General features: G+C 64.5%; 19 protein-coding genes. 8 read left to right on the top strand and 11 right to left on the bottom strand.

Translation table 11 applies throughout. From position 1 onward, the window contains the following. The first annotated feature begins 99 nt into the window (after positions 1-99). The 5 genes from R2823_05025 (at position 100) to R2823_05005 (ending at position 3,930) form a co-directional block, all read left to right on the top strand. Positions 100-840 (top strand): glucose 1-dehydrogenase, encoded by a 741-nt coding sequence (locus R2823_05025; protein ID MEZ5175551.1) that lies wholly within the window; start codon positions 100-102, stop codon positions 838-840. Positions 841-963: 123 nt separating this feature from the next. Then, entirely contained in the window at positions 964-2,235 is a 1,272-nt protein-coding gene (locus tag R2823_05020) for a 3-isopropylmalate dehydratase large subunit (GenBank protein ID MEZ5175550.1), read from the top strand. Then, a complete protein-coding gene (locus tag R2823_05015) occupies positions 2,228-2,746 on the top strand; it encodes a 3-isopropylmalate dehydratase (GenBank protein ID MEZ5175549.1) in 519 nt (172 codons plus the stop codon). The genes R2823_05020 and R2823_05015 overlap by 8 nt, the downstream gene beginning before the upstream one ends. 37 nt (positions 2,747-2,783) lie before the next feature. Continuing rightward, positions 2,784-3,452, top strand: a complete 669-nt coding sequence (locus tag R2823_05010) for a LuxR C-terminal-related transcriptional regulator (GenBank protein MEZ5175548.1) — start codon at positions 2,784-2,786, stop codon at positions 3,450-3,452. A 67-nt stretch (positions 3,453-3,519) separates the two neighbouring features. Further along, entirely contained in the window at positions 3,520-3,930 is a 411-nt protein-coding gene (locus R2823_05005) for a nitroreductase/quinone reductase family protein (GenBank protein MEZ5175547.1), read from the top strand. 19 nt (positions 3,931-3,949) lie between these two features. Here the strand turns inward: R2823_05005 and R2823_05000 are convergent, their stop codons facing one another. Next, the gene (locus R2823_05000) at positions 3,950-4,501 is read right to left on the bottom strand and encodes a hemerythrin domain-containing protein (protein MEZ5175546.1); all 552 of its coding nucleotides are present in this window, start codon (positions 4,499-4,501) and stop codon (positions 3,950-3,952) included. Between the two features lie 80 nt (positions 4,502-4,581). Here R2823_05000 and R2823_04995 point away from each other — a divergent pair, with 80 nt between their 5' ends. Both R2823_04995 and R2823_04990 read left to right on the top strand, forming a co-directional pair. Further along, positions 4,582-6,279 (top strand): discoidin domain-containing protein, encoded by a 1,698-nt coding sequence (locus R2823_04995; GenBank protein ID MEZ5175545.1) that lies wholly within the window; start codon positions 4,582-4,584, stop codon positions 6,277-6,279. An 88-nt stretch (positions 6,280-6,367) separates the two neighbouring features. Then, positions 6,368-6,874 carry a hypothetical protein gene (locus R2823_04990; protein ID MEZ5175544.1) on the top strand — a complete coding sequence of 169 codons (507 nt, stop codon included), beginning with the start codon at positions 6,368-6,370 and terminating at the stop codon, positions 6,872-6,874. A 32-nt stretch (positions 6,875-6,906) separates the two neighbouring features. Here R2823_04990 and R2823_04985 read toward each other — a convergent pair whose 3' ends face one another. The 9 genes from R2823_04985 to R2823_04945 all read right to left on the bottom strand — a co-directional run bounded on the left by R2823_04985 (position 6,907) and on the right by R2823_04945 (position 15,412). Next, complete coding sequence (locus R2823_04985; protein ID MEZ5175543.1) at positions 6,907-7,881, bottom strand: DUF2157 domain-containing protein; 975 nt, start codon at positions 7,879-7,881, stop codon at positions 6,907-6,909. A 56-nt stretch (positions 7,882-7,937) separates the two neighbouring features. Further along, on the bottom strand, positions 7,938-9,821 hold the full coding sequence (locus tag R2823_04980) for a hypothetical protein (protein ID MEZ5175542.1): 1,884 nt from the start codon (positions 9,819-9,821) through the stop codon (positions 7,938-7,940). A 2-nt stretch (positions 9,822-9,823) separates the two neighbouring features. Then, positions 9,824-10,705, bottom strand: a complete 882-nt coding sequence (locus tag R2823_04975; protein MEZ5175541.1) for a hypothetical protein — start codon at positions 10,703-10,705, stop codon at positions 9,824-9,826. A 33-nt stretch (positions 10,706-10,738) separates the two neighbouring features. Further along, positions 10,739-11,371, bottom strand: a complete 633-nt coding sequence (locus tag R2823_04970; GenBank protein ID MEZ5175540.1) for a DUF998 domain-containing protein — start codon at positions 11,369-11,371, stop codon at positions 10,739-10,741. A gap of 10 nt (positions 11,372-11,381) precedes the next feature. Then, the gene (locus R2823_04965; protein ID MEZ5175539.1) at positions 11,382-11,690 is read right to left on the bottom strand and encodes a hypothetical protein; all 309 of its coding nucleotides are present in this window, start codon (positions 11,688-11,690) and stop codon (positions 11,382-11,384) included. Positions 11,691-11,755: 65 nt separating this feature from the next. Then, complete coding sequence (locus R2823_04960) at positions 11,756-12,547, bottom strand: alpha/beta fold hydrolase (protein MEZ5175538.1); 792 nt, start codon at positions 12,545-12,547, stop codon at positions 11,756-11,758. Further along, entirely contained in the window at positions 12,516-12,953 is a 438-nt protein-coding gene (locus tag R2823_04955) for a VOC family protein (GenBank protein MEZ5175537.1), read from the bottom strand. Before R2823_04955 ends, R2823_04960 begins: the two co-directional genes overlap by 32 nt. Before the next feature lie 37 nt (positions 12,954-12,990). Beyond that, positions 12,991-14,238, bottom strand: coding sequence for a hemolysin family protein (locus tag R2823_04950; GenBank protein MEZ5175536.1), 1,248 nt, complete (start codon positions 14,236-14,238; stop codon positions 12,991-12,993). Between the two features lie 46 nt (positions 14,239-14,284). Then, on the bottom strand, positions 14,285-15,412 hold the full coding sequence (locus R2823_04945; protein ID MEZ5175535.1) for a hypothetical protein: 1,128 nt from the start codon (positions 15,410-15,412) through the stop codon (positions 14,285-14,287). Positions 15,413-15,545: 133 nt separating this feature from the next. Here R2823_04945 and R2823_04940 point away from each other — a divergent pair, with 133 nt between their 5' ends. Then, positions 15,546-18,101, top strand: coding sequence for a hypothetical protein (locus tag R2823_04940; protein ID MEZ5175534.1), 2,556 nt, complete (start codon positions 15,546-15,548; stop codon positions 18,099-18,101). Positions 18,102-18,149: 48 nt separating this feature from the next. Here R2823_04940 and R2823_04935 read toward each other — a convergent pair whose 3' ends face one another. After that, complete coding sequence (locus R2823_04935) at positions 18,150-18,644, bottom strand: ferritin (GenBank protein ID MEZ5175533.1); 495 nt, start codon at positions 18,642-18,644, stop codon at positions 18,150-18,152. Between the last annotated feature and the right edge of the window lie 61 nt (positions 18,645-18,705).

Here is an 18,705-nt window from a genome sequence, read left to right as displayed (position 1 = left end):
GACGGCTGAGGTCCTGATGCTGGTTCTGTGGGTGAGGGCGCACCTTTTAGTTGAACGGGAACCCTGGGTACGGGTCGAACGAAAGGAAGCAATGTGAATGTGAAGGACAGAGTTGCGATCGTCACCGGCTCGGGTCAGGGGATCGGCAAAGGGATCGCTGAGGCGCTCGCCGCGGCGGGAGCGAAGGTGGTCGTCAACGATCTCGTATCAGAACGGGTCGACGAAGTGGTCGACGAGTTCAAGAACGCTGGCTACACAGCCACCGGTCACGCGGCGAATGTGGCATCGCGGGAGGGCGCCGAGGGACTCGTCGCCTCCGCCATCGACGCCTTCGGTGGCGTCGACATCCTCGTCAACAATGTGGGCATGGCACGAGACGGATGGCTGGCGAAGATGTCCGACGAGGACTGGGACACCGTCATCGAGGTCAACCTCAAGTCCCAATTCCTCATGTGTCGGGCGGTCGCGCCCCACATGATGGACCGCAACCACGGCAGGATCATCAACATCTCGTCCCGCGCATGGCTCGGCGGTCCTGGACAGGCCAACTACGCCGCTTCCAAAGGGGCCGTGATCTCCCTGACACGCACCCTCGCCCTTGAGATGGCCAGGTACGGCATCACCGCGAATGTGATCGCACCCGCCCTCGTCGACACTCCCCTGTTCCGGAGCCTGAAGGACGATGTCCAGGAGCGACTCATCAAGACGATCCCCGCACGCCGGATCGGGACACCGGCCGACATCGGTAACGCGGCGCTGTTCCTCGCCGCAGACGAGTCGTCGTATGTCACCGGCCAGATCCTCTATGTATGTGGAGGGCGTAGTCTCGGAGCAGGATGACCGAACCGACCGGGTCCGTCAGATCGACCGAATCCGGTTGACGGGAGCAAACCGGGTAATCGGATTGATCGAATCGGGTTGACGAACGCAGGCAGACAGGAGCACGATGACAGGAGTGATGCCATGGGTATGACCCTCGCAGAGAAGATCCTCGCACGAGCCTCAGGCGCCGATTCGGTGTCCGCCGGCGAGTTCGTCGTGGGGGACATCGACCTTGCACTGCTCCACGACATCTTCGCCGCCCGAGTGTTCGACATCTTGGACGATGTCCACCCGGAAGGTGCCTTCGACCCGAGCAAGGTCGCTGTCGTGGTAGACCACCTGGTTCCTGCCCCGACCGCGGAAGCGGCCGAACTGCATCAGCGCATCCGGGCCCATGTGAAACGCCTCGGCATCGAGACCTTCTACGACTCGGGCTCCGGCATCTGTCATCAGCTTCTCCCCGAAAACGGTCACATTCGCCCCGGCATGCTCGTGGTGGGAACCGACTCGCACTCGACGACCTACGGCGCGCTCGGCGCCGGCGGGACCGGGATCGGAACCTCCGAGATGGTGTACACGCTCGCAACCGGCCGGCTGTGGTTCCGGGTGCCAGAGACGATTCGGTTCGAGATGTTCGGTGACCTCCAGCGATGCGTCACCTGGAAAGATGTCATCCTCCACATCGCTGGACGGTTCGGATCCGATGTCGCCCAGTACAAGGCGATGGAGTTCGGCGGGCCGGCCGTCAAGGACGCCGACATGGCTTCCCGCCTCACTGTGGCGAACATGGCTGTCGAGGTGGGAGCAAAGTTCGGTCTCTTCGCCGCTGACGACATCACGGACAAGTACCTCATCGAGGCGAACGGAACCGGCTGTGATCCCTTCTCCGCCGATCTCGACGCGAACTATGAGGCGATCCACGAGATCAACCTCACGGATCTCCCCCCACAGGTCGCCCTTCCGAACGAGGTCGATCATGTCACCGACATCACCGAGGCAGCCGGGATCGAGATCCACCAGGCATTCATCGGGTCGTGCACCAACGGCAGGATCGAAGACCTCGAAGCCGCCGCGGAGTTCCTCGAAGGAAAACAGGTCGCGAACGGTGTGCGGTTGATCGTCTCCCCCGCCTCACGGATGGTTGTCTCCAAAGCCATGGAGTCGGGGGCCATGAGCAAGCTGATGGCGGCAGGAGCCACGGTGCTCGCGCCCGGTTGTGGGCCGTGCTTCGGCGGCCACGGCGGCCTCCTCGGACCCGGCGAACGATGCATCGGAACCCACAACCGCAACTTCCCTGGAAGGATGGGCAGTGCGCAGGCCGAGATCTTCCTCGCCTCACCGGTCACCGTCGCAGCAGCCGCCGTTGCGGGCCACATCGTCGACCCTCGCGACATGGAGGTCAACGATGGCTGACGCTCCAATCTCCGGTCGGGTCTGGAAGTTCGGAAGCGACATCAGCACGGATGTTCTTTCACCGGGTCAGTACGCCGTCGACCCGGTCGAGGTCCGCAAGCTTCATGTCCTCGAATCGGTCAACCCGGCATTCGCATCGGGTGTCGAGCCCGGCGATGTCGTTGTCGCCGGAACGAACTTCGGATGCGGCTCGAGCCGGGAGACCGCTGCCGAGAACCTCAAAGCACTCGGGGTCTCATGCGTCGTCGCCGAGTCGTTCGCACGCATCTTCATGCGCAACGCCATCGCCCTCGGGCTCCCGGTTGTTGTCTGCAGGGGTGTCCACGACACCTTCGACGACGGCGACCGCATCACCGTCGACCTCGCCGATGGTGCGGTCGCCAACACGACGAGTGGGGAGACCCTCACCGGGGACCGGCTCCCGGACGAGATGCGCGAGATCCTCGCGGCAGGCGGGATTCTCCAGGTGCTGCGTTCGTCGTCGGGGGTGAACGACCCCCGGTACGCTTGACGGACACCACACGGGTTTCATACAGTTTGCGAGCACCATGGCTTCAACGACTTCCATCGACAGCACGGTGAGTGAAGACCTCGCCGGAATGCTCGATGTCCTCGGTCGAACCGGTGACGCGATGGTCGCCATGGACGGCTCCCTCGAGATCATCGCGTGGAACGACGCCGCGAGCTCCCTCCTCGGCTACACCGCGGAAGAAGCGCTCGGACGACCGTGCGCGGAGATCCTCTGTTGGCGAGACCGATGCGGCGACGCCGTCTGCGGTCCCAACTGCCCCGCCGCCGAGCTCGGGGATCCCGACGAGATCATGGGACCTCGGGAGGTGCTCGGCCGATCGTCGAAGGACCGGACCCTGTGGCTGAGCGCATCGACGATCATTCCGCCGATCGAGATGCGCGATGAGTGCCGGATGGTGCATCTGATCCGTGAGATCTCGCTTCCCCCCGAGCTCGAGCGTCTCATCGTCGACCGCCTCGATGGATGGACCCTGGGAACCGAGAAGACGGATGAACGACTCGATGTCCTGACCCCCCGCGAACGAGAAGTCCTCGAGCTGCTCACCGAAGGCCTCGACGGGCCGACGATCGCGGAGAGGCTGTTTCTCTCCCAGGCAACCGTGCGGAACCACATCCAGCACATCCTGAACAAGCTCGGCGTGCACTCAAGAGCCGAAGCGGTCGCGTACGCGCTGCGCCGCTCGTAGGCGGCTCCATCTCCCCGGGGGCGGATTCGACCTTCAGGCGCGCAGCGCGAGGCACTACGCTCCGAGCATGGCCCGCGCGTACATCCCGCCACCCTGGATTCTCAGGGAGGTCGGCAACCGACTCACACGGCTCTTCGGGAATCCGGTGCTCGTGGTCGAGGGCCGCACGAGTGGCAACCCCCAGGAGATCCCGATCAATGTCCTTCACCACAAAGGTGAGCGATACCTCGTCGCGCCCCGAGGGGAAACCGATTGGGTTCGCAATGTCCGGGCTGCTGGGAGGGCGCAGCTGAAGAGGCGTCGCTCGGTCGAACCCATCATGCTCGTCGAGCTCGACACGGCCGACAAGCCTGACCTCATCACCGCGTACCGGCAGAAGTGGGACCGCCCGACAAGGCGTCAGTGGGAAGCATTGCCCGATCCGGCGGACCACCCGATCTTCCGCATCGTTCCGCACTCGGGGTCAACTCCGGAGTGAGCGCAGGCGATAGCCCTCGCTAGAGGATCTCAGCCGCGAGCCGCTCGAGGTCTTCCTTCGTCTTGCCTTCGAACTTGCTTGCGCACACATCGTCGTACTTGGCGCACAGTGCCGAACACGCGGACCCGGTGATCATGTTGTCGGCCATGTCGAAGAGGATGCCGTCTTCGCGGGTGATGTGGTCCACGATCAGATCCACATAGCCACGGGCTGCGTCCCGCACCGCCGCCCCTGCCTGTGTGTCTCCTTCTCGTGCCGCATCGAGGTTGGCGACCATCACCGCGACATACGCACGCCCCTGCGCGTGATCCTCGAGCATCTGGGCGATCGGGCCGGAGTCGGAAGGGAGCCCTTCCTCCTCGAGACCGGGGAAGAGGTGGTCCTCCTCCATGCCGTGGTGGAACGCGTCGGTGAACAGCCTGAAGAAGGTGACACACGATTCGAGCACATCGAAACGGAGTGCAAGCCCCTGCTCTTCGTCGGTGAGCATCTCGTCGAGCCGTCCGGCAACCTTCAGGATCAGCTGATGGTCTTCGCGCAAGATGGTGGTTGGTGTCTGTTCCTGGCTCATCCCCGAAACCTACCTGACTGGTGTGGCTCCATACAATTCTGAGGCGGTTTTCTCCGACTCCGAACGACTACCGTACCATGATGTCCAAACGGTCCCTTGCGGTTGCGATCGTCGGTGCCGCGCTCATCGCAGCGTGTACCGCTTCGTCGCCACCAACGACCGCCCCTCCACCGCCAACCACCACCCCGTCGACCTCGTCAACACCTCCCCCCGAAACAACGACCACCACCCCAGCCCCGCCATCTCGCTGGATCGAGATCGACGGCGACCGTTTCGTCGACCGGCGCACCGACACGACCTTCGTCCCGATCGGTGTCAACCTCCTGCTCAAGATCGGCGGAGGAGGAGGTGATCGGCTCTTCGCGCTCTACGACGAGGAATGGGTGGAATCCCAACTCGACGCCATTGCGGCGCTCGGCCTGAACACCGTGCGGTTCTTCCTCGACATGTGTATGCAGTGCACCACCACGGACACCGGGATTCGTGCGGAGTATCTCGACCATCTTGCGGATCTCCTGACTCGCCTCGAGGCGCACGGCCTCGTCGCCCTTCCCACCAGCAACGATGTCCCCGACCCTGGCTTCTCGAACCGTCTCCCGTGCTGTGAACCGTTCGGTGGGTATCGCAACTCCCTCTATCTCGCACCGGAGGGGCAGCAGATAGCGATCGAGTATTGGACGGAGCTCATCGAAGGGCTCCACGCGCGCGGCGCCCCGACGCACCACATCCTCGGCTGGCAGCTCGCAAACGAACAGTTCTACCTGCGCGATGTCCCACCCATTTCGATCACAACGGGGTCCGTGACCACCGCTGACGGTGCAACCTACGACCTGTCGGATGACGAAGCGGTCGCGGCCATGGTCGTGAACAATCTGCGCAGCTACATCACCAATGTCGGAGACGCCATCCGCGCAGCCGACGACGGCGCGCTGATCACGATGGGTTTCTTTTCGGCTGAGGATCCAGAATCGGGACGGGTTGGGCTTGACAATCGTTGGGTCGTCCCGGCCGCCATCATCGACGAGTCGACGCTCGATTTCGTTGACCTGCACGCGTACCCGGGACTCGGCGGTGTCTGGGACGCGATCGCCTCGTCGTACGGCATTGTTGACGACGAGCCCGCAACGCCGATGCTCCTTGGGGAATTCGGAGCGTTCGAATCGGCGTATCCGGTCGCGTCCGAGGGTGCGGCGGTGATGGCTCGGTGGCAGGCCGCGTCGTGTGTGTATGGGTTCGACGGATGGCTCTTGTGGTTCTGGGGGGCGGACAAGGACGACGAGGTGATTCCCGTCGAGGTCGATGACGCCACGATCGCACGGGCTATATCTCCCTCGGTCCGACCTGATCCGTGTGATGTCGGGCCGTTCGCAAGCAACAACCTTGCGCTCGATCGCTCCGTCACCGTCTCAGCGGAGGAGAGCACCGAGTACGGAGGAGCCAAACTCGTCGATGGGTCCGACGCAACCTGGTGGAGCGCCGCCGCCGGACCTCCACAGTGGGCGGAGATCGACCTCGGGAGCCCCCAGACCGTCGCACGGGTCGAGATCCTGATCGGCCATGTCTCACCGCCGGGTCCCCAGACCCACCGGGTGTATGTGCGAGCCGAGGGTGAATCGGGTCGGGGATCACCCGTTGGCGAGGTCACGGCCGACGCCGCCCAAGGAGATGTGCTCACGGTGACCTTCACACCACAACCGGGAATCCGCCATGTCCGGGTCGATACGACCGACATGGACGGGTGGGTGATCCTGCACGAGATCCGGGTCTTCGCCCAATAGGTCGAACCAATAGCGCGAACCATCCCCCTCCCCTGCACAGCATCCTTTGTCAGGCCCGGTTCGTGAACGGCGGGGTACGCTTGACGCCGTGAAACGGTGGATGCACGACCATGGAACGACCGCAGCGGCCGTCGTGGTTGCGGCGGGACTGACGGCCGTGTTCGGCTGGATCACCCTCGGTTCCCTCCTGAGTTGGATCGATCCGAGCCGGATCGACAACAGTTTCGCCCGGGGGTCGCTCGGTTTCGGAGGAGGCGGAAACAACCCTGGGGAGATAGCACAGAACACCACGGCGATCATCACGGTCGTGTTCGGCGCGACGGTGGTCACCACGGCGGTTTTGACCGTTGGCCTCGCGTTTCGCCAGATCTGGGCGCGGGAGGGGGCGATGTTCGTCTTTGGGATGCTCGGCATCTTCTCGGTCTCCGCGGCGCTTGCCGGTTTCGCCGCGAGCCCACCCGCACCGGCTGCGTGGTTCGGGATCCTGACCGGCCTTGTGAACTGGGCCATCGTCGCGCTGCTCGTCGCGCCACCGACCCGGCGCGATTTCGATCCCTACGCCCACTACCGGCGGGTACCGGTCGAAGCGCCGTAGTCGCCCTGCCGGACACGGTTCGAAGGGGTCGTTCAGGGCTCCTGTGCCCGCTGCCTCCGCACCACGACAACGACCGTGCCGAGGAGCACCAGGCCCGTCATGAGGATCGCAAGCGGCACACCCACACCGTCGCCGAAGACCTCAACGGCGGCGATCGGCACATAGACGAACAGTCCCGCCACACCGACTCCGAGCAGGATCCCCTCATCGGCGAAGGCCGATAGCACCATCAGGCCGATGCTGACGCCGAGCCCGAGCAGCGGCCACGGCAACTGATCTGCTTCGGGAAAGGCGATCAGCACCATGCCGAGGCCACCGAGAACGAGGCTCGTCCGACGGGGCGTGAACCGGCCCCCGAGCCCGAGCACGAACCACAACAGCCCGAGCACGAACAGTGCAACGCCGTAGAACCACTCTGGCTCGTCCGGAATCTGGGCAATCACCGCCATGGTTGCCACAGCAGTAGCGACCCCCATCGCCACCATCTGGAGCGACGAGCGGCGCAGCCCCCACAGTGCGGCAGCGACACCGAACGCGGCAAAGGACGACCACAGGAACGCTGCCTGCCCATCGATGTCGGCAATGTCGCGCAAGCCATCCATGGCCGCGAAGAAGACAGCGACCACGGTGAGCAGCCACGCGAACATCTGCGCCCGCTGAAGCGACGGAAGCTCACTGCGGCCGAAGACGATTCCGACTCCGAGGAGAACGAGTGCGGCAGCCGCGATCATCCCGAACTGTGCCCACGAGTTGATGCGGTCCCAGAACTCGACGGTGAAGATCACCGCTGCAACGAGCACCAACGCCGCTCCCGCGTACGCGGCGGCTTCGACGCCTCGCCCGATGTCGGACGGACCGGAAGCTGGGGCTTGCTGCCTCGTCGCTTCATAGTGTCTGATCCGGTCGGCGGTTTCCTCGTCGAGGAGACCCGCGCCAACCCAACGCTCAAGCTCATCGGTCACGATCAGGGCCCTCCCATGGTGCGCCGGGACATGCCACCGCTTCATCCGCGACCCATCCTATCGGCGGGCAGCCAACCCGGCGGGACCAAACCACCCGTCGGTCAACCCGATGGCAACGGCACCGTGTCGGGCGGGTCGGCGGCGTGCGCGATGTATGAGATGCCCCAATCCGTCGGGTTGGTACGGTTGTTGGTTCGCCCGTCGGACATCCACATCGAGACTTCGAGGCTGAAGAACAGATCACCTTTGCAGCTCGGCGTGCCGAACCCTCCCCCACAGAGGATGTTCTGGTTGCGCCACTCGAGATGCTGCTCGCATGGCTGACCGGTCGGTGGTTGCTGTGACAGGTCCCGGAGACAGTGCGCCTTGAGCGTCGCGGTTGGGACGGCGATCGTGCCATACACCTTGTTTGTGCCGTCGGGGAACAACGCCCGGAGCTCGATCGTCGGCCCGATCCTCCAGCCAGCGCTGTGGCACATGTCGGCACCCCTTCCCCACGGATAGGTTCCGTCGCCGTAGACCGTCACATCCGGGAACGGGGTGCGGCCATCACCTTGGCGCACATCGGGGCTTGCGACAAAGCAATGAGGAACCCCGAGGAGGTGGACGAGCAGCGTGCCGGCGACCGCAGTCTTCGTGTGGCGGAGGGCTCCGCCGTACACATCGAGTTCGAGGTCGTTCGCCGTCTCGATCACCCACTCTTCGGTTTCGTCGTCAGGGAGGTGATTGACACACAGCGTGTACCGGGTGGCGTCTCGCAGTTCGAGATCCCATATCGTCTGACGGTTGTAGTCGCGGTCCCACGGATAGCCGGCTGTGCCGGTCGCAACCGGTGTCGGACCCTTGAGCGGGGAGCGACGCAGTGCAAGAGCACCGGTCGTGTCCGCCGGCGGCAGGCTGCATCCCGCGTCGTACCGGCCAACCGACTCGGCTTCGCGCTGATCGTATGCCCACACATTGACGGTGTCGTTGGCTCGCTGAGGCACAACGACATAGGCACGGTGTGCGTCGAGGGGGAAGATTCGCACGGGTGGCCGCTGTGCCGTGTAGTGGCCGGTGAAGCGCACCGACTTTGACTCGGTGTCGTCGTTCGTGTATCCAAGGACGGAGACTTCGAACGGGCCATTCCGGTCCGGAGGCTTCCCTTTCTTGTCCGTTCGAAGCGTGACACAGGTGTGTGCCCCTTCGGCAAGCGTCGGGTGGAGCGGCTTTCCCATCTTGACTCGGGTGTCGTATGCCGCGTGCTCGGAGGGTTCCGACTTGGTGTTGACGACGGCGTCGAGTTCGGAGCCGTCCGCGGCCTTGAGCCTGACATGCAGGAGGCTGAAGGGACGGTTGCTGAACAGCACCACCGGGATCTCGGTGCCCGACGGCCACCCGGGGTCGCATCGCAGCCCCACCAGCACGCTGGCATCGGCGTCAGGAACGATCTCGATCGCCAATGGCGGCGGCTTTGGCCCGTCCGCACCGTATAGCACGAGGGCGCCGACGCCGGGAGGACAGGCAGGCGTCAGGCTGCTTGCGCATAGGTCGGTGAACCGAGCGATGGTGACGGTCGCTCCTGCGGGTCCTGCCGCCGGTGGTGAAGGCCCCGTTTGGGTGAGCGTCGTCGTGGTGGCGGCCCCCGTTGTCGTCGTGGTGGCAGGCTCTGTTGTCGTGGTGCTTGTCGATGAGGCGCCGCCCGGCAAGCTTGGCGGGAGATCGGGAACGGGCGTTCCGTCCTCTTCGTAGATCGTCGGGTAGACCGGGATCGATTCTTCGAACAGCGGGGCGGGGGCGGGAACCTCCACCGGCCCGATCACACCGCCGGGATCCCCGTCGGCCACCGGCTCAGCGGCAACGGCGATCTGAGGAATCGGGTAGTACTGCGCCGGTTCGGGGAGCGTGACCACGGGATCGTCCATGAGAGCGTCCGAAATCAGCAGGCCCGCTGCGAAACCTGAAATGGCGAGCAGTCCGAACAGAGCGATCGATCGCAAGGACATCGTCATGCGATCGTGCAGTTTCTCAAGACGACAAGGTCGATCGAGTCGACCATGGTCGGGTTGCCGACGGTGTCATGGGCAGTCACCGATAGGTAGATCGGTTCATCGGCACTCACGGTGGTGTCGTCGAACGGCCCGAGTTCAGCCGTGTAGATACTTCCCACATGTCCCATCGGTGTGCTCCCACTCGCCGAGCCAACCTCCCATCCGAGGATCACGGTGCCGACACCGGACGGGTCGCTCACCGACGCGCTGATGATCGTCGTGTGAACTTGGGTCGGGCATCCCCCGTAATTGGCTTCCTCCCAGATCTGGGCTTCTTCGGATGCAAGGTTCGAAATCGTCGGTCCGGTGGTGTCGGGCACGGTGGTTGTCGTGGTCGTCGTGGCGGTGGTACTGGTGGTGGTCGGAGCGTTCGTGGTCGAGGTCGGAGCGTTCGTGGTCGAGGTCGGCCCGATCGTGGTTGAGGTGGTCGCCCCAGCAAGGGTGGTCGAAGGAGCGAGGGGTCTCGTCGTAGTCGTCGTGGTCGGCGCAGGCGCGGTATCCGTTTGGCAGGACACCACCGGGAGGGCGTCGAGGTCGGCGTCGGGTGTCAGCCAGGCCGCCTCCACCCACACGCCGGTTGCCACATCGTACGGGGCGCGGACCTCCAACCACGCGAGGTCGTCGGTTCGTCCCGTTGCGAACACCCGATCTCCCCGGTGCAGTTCGCCGAGTCGATCCCCGTCAGGGCACTCCAGGTAGGGAACCTCGTCGAGGTGAGCCGAGACACTCGGTTCGGGAAGCGGAGAGAGGGCGCCGGTTTGGTCGGCGGCGACCCCCACAGCAGCCCCACCAACGATGACAGCTGCGCCAACGAACAGCGCCGCCTTCACGGACATCATGACCTCAATAGTGTACTTACCAAATCATGGCGGTCACAAGTGCCGCAGTGATCCCGCGTCTCCCGGACGCGCCTCCCGGACACCCCGGTCGGTGACCGTCATCGCTTCAACCGCGTACCACAGGTAGGCGACACCGAACATGGCTCGCTGGAACGCCCCGGCCAAGCTCGGGGCGACGAGCATCAGAGGCGGGGCGACGAGAGCCACCGCTACCGCAAACCAGTCGAAGACGCGACGCGACCGGCTCACGGGCCCACCTGCGACGATCACCAGAAGGACGCCAACGATGAAGGCGACACCCACCACCGACGCCCCGATCGAGTGCAGCGAGTCTTCAAACGCGTCGAAGGGGCCATTAGCGAAGGGCTTGTGCGAGAACACCGCCACCGCGAGCATCGACACGCCGAAAATGCCGTGGGCGACCTGTCCCCACCTCGACCACCGCACTGCTTGGGTGGCCGCAAGCAGGATCACCGAGAGTCCGAAGCTGACGAACCCGACCCGGGCAATCCATGCATTCGTGAGGCCCTGTGCTGCCGACTCGCTGATCGAGTGCTCAAGCACCGAGTAGCCGCTTGGCATTGCCAGCGGAGCGAGGAACACGCAGGCAAACGAGGTCCCGAGCAGCGCAAGGGCAATGATGCGGGCGAGCCTCGGCGACAGCATCGGATCGGGTTCAGTGGTCCGGGTTTGCGTGGTGGCGGGTGCACCCGGGTGCTGTCACCGCCGTGGCACGGCTCATCACGAGCTCACCGTTGTCCCCGACAGCGATACGGTGCCCGAGTTCGGTGACGACCGGAAGCAGGTGTTCGGCATCGGTCCGGTGCGTGACCACGAAGCACCCAGCTGCCATGTCGGCTTCGACGCCTTCGACCTCGGGGATGGCGGCCAACCCGTGCCGCACCTCGTCGAAGCAGCTGTGGCAGTCGATGTCGGTCTCGATATAGCTCACCTGGATTGCTCCACCGGAGCCGCTCTCGCCCATGGCCCTTCCTCATGATCGCCGATGCCTGAGGATACGGCGTCGACCTCGATGCTCGGACGGCGGCCTCACCGTCCTGGGTCCGCGTCCGGAAGGCCCGCAAGCCAGTCGGCAACCACCTGGGCCGGTTCCTGCCAGCCGGCATCGAGCATCATGTCGTGTCCCATGCCGTCGAACAAGACCGCTTCGGTCCCGTAGCGTTTCGCGGTCGCTCGGATCTCCGCTACCGAAAACAGAGCATCCTCGGTGGCGCCGAGCACGAGGACGGGATCGGTGACCAGTTGGGGTTTCGGGCGGCGGAAGATCATGTCGAGATACGCCGGGTACGACTCGGAACCGAGACGCTCAACGGTCGCCGCGACGACCCCCGGATCGGCGTTGGGGCCGAACAGGAGACCGGCGGCACGGTCGGGATCGTCGACCATAGGGCCGAGTGAGAAGGTCAGGTTCGAGCGCAGGAACGCCAGCGGATGTCGGCGAGCGGCCCGCCAAGTCGCACCGATCGCTCCCCTCGTGGGGACCGGGGCGACGAGCACTCCGGCTCTCACACCGTTGGCAGCGAGGTAGTGCTGGACGATGAGCCCGCCCATCGAGTGCCCGACGAGAACCGGTGCGGTGTCGAGCGACGCGACCACCTCCGCCACATTGCCGACATAGTCCGAAATGCGTGACCAACGAAGGTTGCCAGGCGAATCCCCATGGCCCTGAAGATCCAGCGCGTGCGTGTGGTAGCCGAGCTCGGTGAAGAACCCGACGAAGGGATCCCAGCACCAGCCCGCGTGCCATGCACCGTGAACGAACACGAGCGGCGGTCCACCGTTCGAATGGTCAGGCTGGGTGCTCGACACCGAAATCGTCATCCCGCGCTCCCTGGTGCGTTCCGAAACTCCACAGGGTCCCCTCAGGATCACGAACGGTGAATCCTCGCCAACCGTGCTTCTCATCGATCGGTTCTTGCACGACGACCGCTCCCGCAGCCACGGCGCGCTCGAAGACGGCATCGGGATCGTCGCATGCGACATAGACGGAGTCGTTGCCGGGAACCCGGCGACCAAATGCCGAGTCGTCCCTCCCAACGGTCGCGATCATGATGCCGCCTCCTTCGGGCAGGCGCATCTCCGCGTGTTTGACCACGGCATCGTCTCCATCGGCGGTGTGCATCGCGGTGTTCACGAAGCCGAACGCGTCGTGGAGGAACGCAACCGCGGCTGTGACATCACGATACGCGAGATGCGGCCAAACACTGCTCGTGGAGGTCGAGGTCATGGCGAGAGTGTACGCCCGGGCGGGATCCGGGCCCATCTCACCGTTCGGTCGGAAGCGACGGCGCCCGGATGTCGATGCTGGTGATCCTCCGGCCCCGGACCGAGCGCACCCGAAAGTCGAACCCTGCGATCTCGACATGGTCACCCGGCTCGAGGAGTTTGCCTGCCACGCCGAGCATGAGGCCAGCCACCGTGTTCCAGTCCCCCTCCGGGAGTTCGGCCTCCAACGCCTCGGCGAGATCCTCCACCGGCGCGGAGCCAGACGCATGCCAACGGCCGTGGCTCTCTTCGATGATGTCGGATGCTTCGGTCGTGTCGGTGATGCTGCCGACGAGGCTCTCGACGGCATCTTCGACGGTGACGAGCCCGACGGTCACCCCGTATTCGTCGATGACCATCGCCATATGGTTGTTGAGTTCCTGCATCTCGGTGAGCAGGCGGCTGACCCGCTTGGATTCCGGAACGATCAGGGGTGGACGCGTAACGGACCGAAGGTTCGTCTCGCCGCGGTCGCGCGCCGACACCAAATCGCGCATGCGCACCACGCCAGTGATCTCATCGAGGTCGGTTTCATAGACGGGAAGGCGACGATGTCCTGCTCGAAGGGCAATGTCGAGAGCATCATCGAGGGATGCTTCCACGCTCACGGCCACGATGTCGGGTCGTGGGATCATGATGTCGTCGACGCGGCGGTCGCCGAAACGGAACACCCGATCGATCAAGTCCCTGTCGGTCGATGTGATCTCTCCCTCTTCTGCGGCTTCGATGGCCAGAAGCCTCAGTTCGTCCTCGGTCACGGTTGCCGTTGTGGTGATCCCTTTGCCGGGGAGCTGGATGTCGGCGATCCAAACCAGCAGCCGCACCAATGGGCGGAAAAGACGCTCGGCGATGGCAACGGGTCGGGCTACAAACAATGCGGTCCGCTCCACATGGCGAATGGCGTAGGTCTTCGGGATCGCCTCCCCGTAGATGAAGAGGAAGACGGTGAGGACAACCGACGCAACCGTGACCCCCACACTGCCGAACATCCTCTGGCCGAGCACCCCGGCAATGGTGGCAGCCCCGATTTGGGACAAGAGTGCGAGGAGCAGGATCAGGTTGAGTACTTCCGGGAGTCGCTCGACGAGATCGACGAGACGGACAGCCCTCTTGTCCCCCGTTTCGGCGATGGTTCGAGCCCGCACGGGCGTGATTCGCAGCAGGGACGCCTCTGCGGCCGCAAGGAAGACGGCAAGCACAACCGCCAACACGAGCGAGGCCCCGGGGAGCACTTCAGGCGACAACATCGGGTCCAGTGCCAAACGGTGCTGCGCGTCCTGTTCTCAATGGTGTTCAGTAGCGGTAGGTCGCGATGAACGGGTGTCCGTCGACGGCATCCATGACACCGTACACATCGCCTCCGTTGCTTGTGGTGAGCACAACCAGTCGATCGAGGAGATCCACATCGTCGGCGCCCCGGTCCTCGGTCACGGTGACACGGTGCGTTGCCTCATCGATGCGCCCCCAGATCGGGTCGGCGCCGATGTCGGTGATCAGCAGCTCGACCCGACCTGACAGGGCGGCCCGGATGGCTTCGGTGATCTGGCTGGTTCCCTGCCCGCTGCCCGCTCGATCCACTGCCTTGGTGATGAACCGGTTCGTGCGTTCCTGTTCGGCGTCCTCGACGATCGGTTTCGCCATGTCGCGAATCTGCTCATCAGACACCGAGGTCGGAAACCCGCTGCGGTTCGGACTTGTCGTATCACGATCCGTGATGTTCGCGAATCGAGCGACGAGGTCGTCGTCACCGAGGACGACGAGGGGCAGCTCTCGCGGGCCGGGAGGCAAGGCGCGGTCCACCTCGCGGAGGAATCGGGCGAGATCCTCGTGCTCCTGGGATCTGGGATCGTGACCGTGGCGATTCCGATCGGATCCGACACGGTCGGGGTGCTGTTGCCGCTGGGTCTCGCGATCCACGAACCAGTTCACATCATCGAACGAGGCCGGTAGGTCGGCATCGACACGGCGCACCGACCGGGCCGAAACCGTGTAGAGGCCGACCAAGCCGCGGCTCAAGGCGAGAGCATCCAACTCGACAGCGGTGAGCTCCATCAGCAGCGGCCGAACGGCGAATGTCGGCATGATCCAGAATGCAGGCTCGGGCCGATGGCCCAGCGCGATCGCCCACGAAGCACCGTCGTCGGCAAGGTAGAACGCGAGACCCGGCCCTTGGTGTTCCCAGAACTCACGGTCGTCGACGAGGTCCTTGGCGCCTTGGAGATGCGCGGCTCGTTTGCGCCGTCTCCATCCAAGGGATTCCAGTTCTTCGTCGATACGCGACACCTGGTTCTTGAACCTGATCGGGTCCTGGGTGACCTCGCGACCCCGCTCGTGGGTTGGGATAACGATAGAAACCAAAGAAGTCCCTCGGCGGGCGGCAAGTCCATCGAACAGGTTCTCGTCCACTGTTTGTGGGCGCATGCGGTCCTTTCCGTCTCCCGGCTCAATCTACCCAGCTGGAGCAGCGAGCATCCCGCCGTCGTCGTCGTTGGCACCGCACCGGCCGAGGACGATCGGTAACCTTTTCGCAACCCCCGTCCGGCAGGATGTTGCCATGTTCTTGCAGGACCGCACAATCTGCATCCCTGGCCGACAACTCGTCACGGCCGCCATCATCGGGACGATCTTCGTCGTCTTGATGGTGATCGTGTCGGCATCCGCGGGTGCAACGAGCGACGGGTTCACAACGACACATCACGTGTCGCACCCGGCCGACGACATCACCGTCACCCGTCCCGCGTCTGGGGAGGCTTACCCGTGCAACACCGCTTTCAACACCACAGCCAGCGACCTTGCGATCGGGGCCAACGGCGGTGACGAGGCGATGGCCTCCCTCCTGTTTCGCAATGTTGCGTTCCCCGAAGAGCTGGCGATCAGTCACGCCACGCTGAACGCCACCGCAGCGGCGCCCGTCACTACCTACGGTTCGACCCGCTGGCTCACCGTGTACGCAGGGCCGAGGGCCCCAGCCGGCGAAATCAACTCCGGCAATGCGCCAGCGTGTTCGGGAACGGATCTCGGCGACGATGTTGGCTGGGCGGTTGCCGTGCCCGCCGATTGGGTTGAAGGCCAGGTCTATCCGATCGATGTCACGGAGCTCCTGACGGCGGTTCGAAGTGGTGTCAGCTGGCAGAACGGGTTGGACATCGCGTTCACGATCCGGGATCCGGCTGGCCACTTCGACGGCGCGGGGCTCGAGATCGCCGCATCGGACGGAGGGGCTCCCGCAGCGCTTGAGATCACCTATGTCGAGGCCGACCCGTCCAACCGCCTTATCGATCCCAGTTCCGGCTTCAGACCGTCCGGTCTTGGGGATGCCCTCGATGACGCTGATCTCGTATCACAAAGCGGGGGATGGAACAATCTGTGGACCCTCAAAGTCCATCGCATCACGGTCTTCCACGACGGTGACGCGATCGGTCCCGGCGACATCTTCATCATGGCGCGACCGTGGCTTCTCGGCGATTCGTCTGGTCTTGGGGTGTTCTGCTGGCCAGCCGATGGGATCGATGCCCCGATCCGCGTCGCTCCTCAGAACCTTGGCGCGTCCGGGCCAGGGGGCCAGCCCGTCTTCGACATTCCCTGCCCTCGGGAAGATGTGTGGCACATCGGCAACAACGAATCCGTCACCTTCTCGCCGCCCATGTCCACGACAGCGTTCTTGCTCCCGTCGGCCCCGATCGAGGAGTACCTATGGGCCGACTGCCTTCCCCAGGGCTACTTCTATGTCGGTGAAGAGGATTCGGATCTTTCGTTGTACAACCCTCACCAGCATCTCGACACGGTCGGCTGGCGGTCCGGAGGCGACTATGTCGCGTTTCTCGGCAATCCCGATCGTTGCCATGCCCGGCCGGGAGAGATCATCACATCGACCGGGGTGAACGGGAATGTGGCGATCGAGTACTCCTTCGACCTCGAGCGCCACGAGACCCTCGATGTGTCATGGGGCGCCTATCTGATCGGCTACGAAGGGCTGACGGCCGCGATCGGATGGGAGCTGGGTTGGTGGCCCCTCGATGTTGCCGGTCAGTCCCTCGTCGAGGCCTCAGGTTTCCGCACGCTGCCCGTGCCGACACGAGCGGTCGCGGTGGAGGCCCCCGGCGAGATGTGTATCCCGCTCGAGGTGCGAACCGCGGGGCTGGTCGCGGAGTCGTCCTGCCTCGAGCCTGGCACCTACACGGCGACACACCACAGCATCGTCGCATCCGACGGTGAACCAACCGGTGGCGGCGAGCCCTCTGTGCGGTTCAGGCTCGTCCGATTCGCCGTCGGTGTCGAACCACCGGGTTGCCTCGATTGCCAGCCGCTCCTGCCTCCATGGGTCTTCTTGAGCGCAACGGCCCTCGCGGGCCTTGCGGCGGTCGGGCTCTTTTGGACCCAAACCGCCTATGCGAGAGTGGGAGCATCCTTCCTCGCCATTGCCGCTCTCACCTCGGCCGGGCTCTTCGTGTGGACCACAGTCCGAGTCCCGACGACCGCGGCATCTGAAGCGTTGCAGGAAGCGATGAGCGAGCCCTCCCCCGCCGTCGGGGGCCCGGTGCTGTTCGAGCGACAGGACTCGATCGGATTCGACCCCGAAGCCGACCCACCCGGCGACGAACCCCCCGGCGATGCGACAGTGGACCCCGGGGACGCCACGGGGTCCTACGCCACCACATCGAGCGCCGCGACGCCGACCACGGCGCCCGAGCCATCCACCACGACCACCTCATCGGCCGCGCCGACCACGACAACCACTGCGCCAGCACCAACCACCTCGGTCGCTCCTGACACGACCGGCCCGAAGGTGTCCGGGTTTCAGGCCGATCCGGCCACCATCTTCACGAACGGGAACCCCCCGGATGTATCGATGCTCACGGCCTCAGTGACCGACCCGAGTGGGATCGGAACCGTCTCGGTGTTCTTCCGATCGGGAAAGAACCCATTCGTGTTCTGGGGCCTGATGCTGCGAGACCGAACTGGGATCTACACGAACAAGTTCGGCCCCTTCAGTTCGTTGGGGGTGTACGAGGTGCGCGTACGAGCCGTCGATGCGGTCGGAAACGCGAACTGTCAGCTCACGGATCTCTCCACCTGCCACGGCGGCTTCGTACAGGTCACGATCCCCTGATGCCGCCCGCGGAGCGGGTCTACACTGCCCCGGTTCGCTCGTGGTGGATCACGCCGGGGCTGTTCGCGCTCCGAGTTCGCTGTCGAGTAGCAACAGTGCGCTCGACTCACCGCCGGCGAGCCGGACACGCTCAAGAATGGATTCGACGGTTGATTCCTCTTCGATCTGTTCGTCGATGAACGACGAGAGAAAGGGCTCGGAAGCAAGGTCGTCGTTCTTGCGGGCAAGCCGGAAGAGGTCGTGGATCGACTTGGTAACCGCTCGTTCCTGGTTGAGGGATGCCTCGAACACGGCCTCAGGGGCACCAAAGTCTGTGGTCGGTGCGGGTATGTTGCCGATCTTCACATCGGCTCCCCGGTCGAGGATGAACGCGATGAATCGGTCGGCATGTGCGGCTTCCTCGGCTGCTTGGGCACGCATCCAGCCCGCCATGCCCACGAGGTTGCTGCTTTCGAAGTGGGCCGCCATCTGCAGGTATGCAACGGACGAGGCTAGTTCGAGAGTGACCTGTTCGTTGTATGCCGCGACAAGCTCGTCTGCCATCTTCATGACTCGTTCTCCCATCTCTTGACTCGCAGCAAGGGTATCGGTGGCAGGGCGATGC

The organism is Acidimicrobiia bacterium, from assembly GCA_041393965.1.
GTDB lineage: Bacteria > Actinomycetota > Acidimicrobiia > Spongiisociales > UBA5794 > UBA5794.
Note: the sequence above shows the minus strand (reverse complement) of the source record. Positions and strands in the feature narration are given on the sequence as shown.